This window comes from Thermoflavimicrobium dichotomicum (genome assembly GCF_900114055.1).
GTDB lineage: Bacteria > Bacillota > Bacilli > Thermoactinomycetales > Thermoactinomycetaceae > Thermoflavimicrobium > Thermoflavimicrobium dichotomicum.
In genome coordinates, this window is record NZ_FORR01000047.1 from 1 (window position 1) to 5,193 (window position 5,193).

Annotated in this window: 4 protein-coding genes and 1 rRNA gene; 1 reads left to right on the plus strand and 4 read right to left on the minus strand. The window is 38.8% G+C overall.

The window, feature by feature from the left end:
* Positions 1-272: 272 nt before the first annotated feature.
* A complete protein-coding gene (locus BMZ78_RS18115) occupies positions 273-899 on the minus strand; it encodes a fumarylacetoacetate hydrolase family protein (RefSeq protein WP_093231787.1) in 627 nt (208 codons plus the stop codon).
* 260 nt (positions 900-1,159) lie between these two features.
* Positions 1,160-1,441 (minus strand): hypothetical protein, encoded by a 282-nt coding sequence (locus BMZ78_RS18120; RefSeq protein ID WP_093231788.1) that lies wholly within the window; start codon positions 1,439-1,441, stop codon positions 1,160-1,162.
* Positions 1,442-1,897: 456 nt separating this feature from the next.
* Here BMZ78_RS18120 and BMZ78_RS18125 point away from each other — a divergent pair, with 456 nt between their 5' ends.
* Positions 1,898-3,124: a metal-dependent hydrolase family protein gene (locus tag BMZ78_RS18125; protein WP_217645029.1), complete on the plus strand. Its 1,227-nt coding sequence runs from the start codon at positions 1,898-1,900 to the stop codon at positions 3,122-3,124.
* A 39-nt stretch (positions 3,125-3,163) separates the two neighbouring features.
* On the opposite strand, the gene BMZ78_RS18130 is transcribed toward BMZ78_RS18125, so the two are convergent.
* Together BMZ78_RS18130 and rrf are read right to left on the minus strand one after the other, a co-directional pair.
* Positions 3,164-4,570 carry a nicotinamide mononucleotide transporter gene (locus tag BMZ78_RS18130; RefSeq protein ID WP_093231789.1) on the minus strand — a complete coding sequence of 469 codons (1,407 nt, stop codon included), beginning with the start codon at positions 4,568-4,570 and terminating at the stop codon, positions 3,164-3,166.
* Positions 4,571-5,100: 530 nt separating this feature from the next.
* Positions 5,101-5,193 (minus strand): 5S ribosomal RNA (gene rrf / locus BMZ78_RS18135); the annotation flags it as partial.

Consider the following 5,193-nt stretch of genomic DNA (forward strand, 5'->3'; position numbering starts at 1 on the left):
GTGCCCTTAGTAGCTTAACCTGTTGCTAAAGGTACTCGTCTCGGTGATACCCTTGACTTGACTTCATTTCCTTATCTAATTTTCAAGGTGCGTTTTTTCATTTTCACCGCTCATCGCGGCGACAGTGAATAATATATCATGCTTCGACAAAAGATGCAATACCTTTTTTTATATTTTTTCTCCTAATCTCTCTTTCTATGCCAAAATGAAAAAGGCCGTCATTCGACAGCCTATCAAAACAGGTATGTTACCATTTAGTTGTATCCCATAGCCTAACCCAATCGAATGAAACACTCACCCAAAATTTCTTCTCCCCACTTCAATTGTAAACGATCCCCATCTGTTACTGGACCTACACCTGCAGGCGTTCCTGTATAGATAATATCTCCTGCCCCAATCCCAAAGTGTTGGGAACAAAATAGAATAATCGTCTCCAAATCAAATAACATATCCTGAATGTTGCCTCGCTGTACTTCCTGTCCATTCCTGATCAATGAAAAGTCCACTTCTTTACAGGCTTCAACACCTGGAAATGCTCGAAATTTAGTGATAATCGCCGAATTTGGAAATCCCTTTGCCAATAACCAAGGGTGTCCTTTCTTTTTTAATTCACTCTGGACATCGCGCAAAGTAAAATCAATACCAAGTGCAAATTGATCTACAACATCTTCTACTTTCATACCTGGCTTATATGGTTTGGAAATATGTATCACAAATTCTGCTTCATAATGAACTTCTCCCCGATTACCAGGCAATACAATCTCCTGACCAGTCGTTTCAACCAAAGCATGGGTCGGCTTGGAAAAAATCATGGGAGACTTGGGAACTTCATTGCCCAATTCTTGTGCATGTAAACGATAGTTTCTTCCTACGCAATAAATATTTCGGATATCGTCCATTTTCTTCCTCTTTCCTTGCTAGTGTATACGATGAAGAATAATGATATTTTATTACCATCTATTATGGTTTAGAAAAAGCTTGGTGTAAAGATTCTTTCATTTCAACAGAAATTACATTATACTTGCCCAAACAATCCATCATCCCACGAGTTATTCAAAAGGATCACAAACGACTTTCCGCTCACTGGATAGGAATTGGCCATCTAACATAAAAAAGCATCTGCCTGATATGGCGGATGCACAAAGTTTTCATGATCAGTTTAATACGTATATTGATTGCTTATCTTTTTATTATATCTTTGAACAGCTACCACTGCCCAAATGCAACTAATAATATGGACAAGTATTAATAAGGGCATTAAAAATCCAAGCGTTAACAAACCCAAAACAAACACAACAAATTCTACACACAGCATAATAATACCACCAAGTACAGATGCATAGAGTAAACCCAATCCACCAAACAGAATTGCCAAAATCAAGGCAAGTCCCACACTTTTTTCTTTTACAACAATGATTGGACGTTGATCTTGAGGGTTCAATCGAATTTCCTCCTTTTAATATTTGACATTTTAATTGATCTAATTATGTTTTATTTTATGAAAATTATAATTAATAATCAACTATTAATTTTAATAATTTTTTATTAAAATCCGTCTCTATATATTTTAAAAAACCTTACTAACATATCGAGCAGGGAAATTGATAGAGAATATAATGCGAATGAGAAAAGGGGATTGCCTGTATATGAAAGTAAAGGAACATATTGATAGCCAATTTTATGGCCTTATTATTATTTGGACACCACTTATCTATTTTTAAAGTCATCTTGAGTTTTGTCCACCTTTTCTACTAGCTGCACTGGGGAATATCGGCGCCGTCTAAAAGGACATCCACATCCATCCAAGCAAATAATCAATAAATTCATTGCAGATAAGCACTAATTATTATAAAATTTTTTATATAATAAATAATGAAACCAAAAGGAAGGTTGCAAGTTGGATAAACCCATTTTTTTAAAAGGCGGAAATTTGATTGACGGAAATGGTGGAGAAGTATTGGAAAATGCAGGTGTTTTCATTGAAGGAGAGCGAATCAGTCAAGTAGGTCCTGTTAACGAACTGAAGATTCCGGATGATGCAGAAGTGATTGATACAAGTGGATACACCATCATGCCGGGTCTGATTGATGCCCATATGCATTTGTTTGGCGTTACTTCACTGAACCTGGCGATCGCTTTCCTGGAGCCAAACGAAATCCAGCTAGGACGGGCATTGACAGATTTACCCAAACTGATTAACGCTGGCTTTACAAGTGTAAGGGATGTCGGAAGTCCCATCTCCATCTATATCAAACAACTGATCCAAGAAGGATTATATCATGGTCCACGCATAAAAACCGCCTATAACATGCTGACACAGACAGCCGGACATGGCGATCTTCACATGCTGCCTCCGGAGTTGAACAAAAACCGTGTTTGCGATGGCGTAGATGATTGCCGTAAAGCTGCCAGGGAACAATTCCGGGCTGGTGCAGACTTTATTAAAATTTGCTCCACAGGTGGTGTTTTATCGGAAAAAGATGATCCACGTTTTTCCCAATTCACTATCGATGAAATCAGGGCGATCGTATATGAAGCAGAAGCGGTTGGCTCTTTTGTCGCTTCCCATGCCCAAGGTACGCAAGGGATCAAAAATGCCCTGATCGCTGGGGTCAAAACGATCGAACACGGCATCTTTATTGATGATGAGGGTATCGAATTGATGCTGGAACGGGATGCGATTCTTGTACCTACTTTATCGATCGTGCATCGACTTATTACCGAAGGGGAAAAGCATGGCGTACCCGAATTCGGGCTAAGAAAGTCCAAAGAGATCTATGAGATTCATAAAATCAACATGAGAAAAGCCTATGAAGCAGGGGTCCAAATGGTGATCGGGACGGATTTTGTTGGCTGTTCACCTGTTCCACATGGTGAAAATGCATTGGAATTGGAACTGTTTGTAAATGATCTCGGATTTAGCCCGATGGAGGCCATTGTCGCTGCCACAAAAACCGCCGCTAAAGCGATGGCGATGGAAGATGAGATTGGAACGATTGAAGCTGGAAAGTATGCAGACATTCTGGTCGTAGCAGGTAATCCGGCAGAAAATATAAAAGTTTTGCTTGATACGAATAACATTAAAAAAGTGTTTGTTGGAGGAAAACTGTTAAAAGACATTTAGAAAGCTGTCGGGATCTCTCGACAGCTTAATTGGTTGTTTTTATTGAACCGCATTTTTTTTCCATTGAATATAACCATAGATGGATAAGATGATCATTAAACACCAAAATATGATGATTGCAATATCATAAACAACTAGATCCTCCAGGTCCGTGATATACCAAATAATTAAAATGGCATAATATGAAATAAAAACAAGCCAGCCATGCACGCTTCTTCGAATCAACAAAAACATTCCCAAAAGTATTCCTATTCCCAATCCGTCGAAAAGAAAAATCAGATCATCCGTCATCATATCCTTCACTAAAATAATACATATACCTATCGTTAAATAAATAAGCATCATCAGATTGGTAACCTTGGTTGACAACGACTTTTTCCCCTTATAGGAAGAACGAAACCAAAAAAAACAGCCGTAAAGACTTATCATAATTAGAGATATATCCACTAAAAACAGCACTTCATTACTATATGAGTAGGATATTTCTATAACTCCTGCCAGCATGCTAAACAAAAAGCCCCAATAAATCTGTCGAGCAAGCAAATATGCCGCTAAATAAAAGCACCACTCAAATGGGTAACGAATATATACCCACTCCTTTAATATCAAATACTCTACGATTTCCATTCCAACTAACAAGACGAGAAAAATGGTGAAATGTTGGATATTTAACGTCGGCTTCATCGCTTCGGACAATAAATCCTGGTTCACTTTCTGCCTTGTTTTTTCTGGCTGTTCTTTTTTTGGTTGAGTGTTTTTATGCAGTTCCAACCATTTCCGTGCTTCTGCATGTCCTTTCTTCGCTGCCTTTGTTAACCATTTGATCGCTTCATATGTATCTTTCTTCATCTCCCGCCCATGGAGCAATCGCTCACCCAATTCTGCCATCGCTTCCACCACATTTTGCTTAGCCGCTTGTCTTAACCATCTCTCTCCTTCCTGAGCATTCCGCAAAAACATTTCTCCTTGATAGAAACACCGACTTAAACGATGCATGGCTAACGCATGTCCCTTATTGGCTGCCCGAATCAGCCATTGAAGTCCAATTAGCCGGTTTTGCTCAGGCTCTGTCACTTCAAACAGACGGCATCCGAGTGCATACATGGCTTCGACATCACCGGACTCAGCTGCCTGAATTAGAACATCTCCTTTATTCATGAATTCATCTTCTCTATACGTCTCTGTTTTATCTATGGACTCAACCTTTTTTTCACCCATTGACAACGAAAAGATCCATAAATTATACTCCTGCCGCTTTTGTTTATCCAATAAGATCGTTTGTGCTTCTTCCAATAAACGAAGTCGGCGTTCTGCTTCGATCCGTCTCTCAAAATTCGGTGAATTGATTCGGTGGTTCCAGATGCGAAATTGCTTGTGCAGCGCTTGCCGGATGATCTCTTCATCATCAGTGGGTGATATTTCCAACAACAAATAATAATTATGCATATTCAACACCTTTCTGCCAAAATCGGTCGCTCATCGTGTCTATTCCTCTGTCATTTCATCCAAGATGTTTGTGTTGAAAACTTTAAAAATGCGTTTATTGAATCAATATACGGTTCAATCATAAAATCAGTCGTCTCACTTACGAATAAATGTTTTTTACTTTGATTTATATGGAATTTTATCATATAATTATTGATTTATTCAATTTTGACTTTACAAATGGAAATCTTTCGCCCTAATGAGCTTGACTTCCTGTTTCTGGTCAAATTGTGGTTTATCGTTGGGTTGCTGGTTTTGGGACTACCTCTGCAAGAATGTTGAATATCACCCCTTTGATTTTTAGGCACTCTTTTTCGGCGGGATTATCAATAAATCTATTTCTTTCAAAATTAACCCTGGATATATGTAACAATTTTGAATAACTTTTGTTTCTATTTCTACAAATAGAAGATTATCGGGCTTATAGTGTTGGATGAACATCTTCTAAAAAGAAAACCAAGCAGATTTCATTCTGCTTGGTTCTTCGCATTGCCTGGCAACGACCTACTCTCCCAGGGGTCTTCACCCCAAGTACCATCGGCGCTGGAGGGCTTAACTTCCGTGTTCGGGATGGGAACGGGTGG

Bases quoted from the DNA above. Each gene is read 5' to 3' on its own strand.
- BMZ78_RS18130 (WP_093231789.1), bottom strand. From the start codon at position 4,570: ATGCATAATTATTATTTGTTGTTGGAAATATCACCCACTGATGATGAA.
- BMZ78_RS18115 (WP_093231787.1), bottom strand. From the start codon at position 899: ATGGACGATATCCGAAATATTTATTGCGTAGGAAGAAACTATCGTTTA.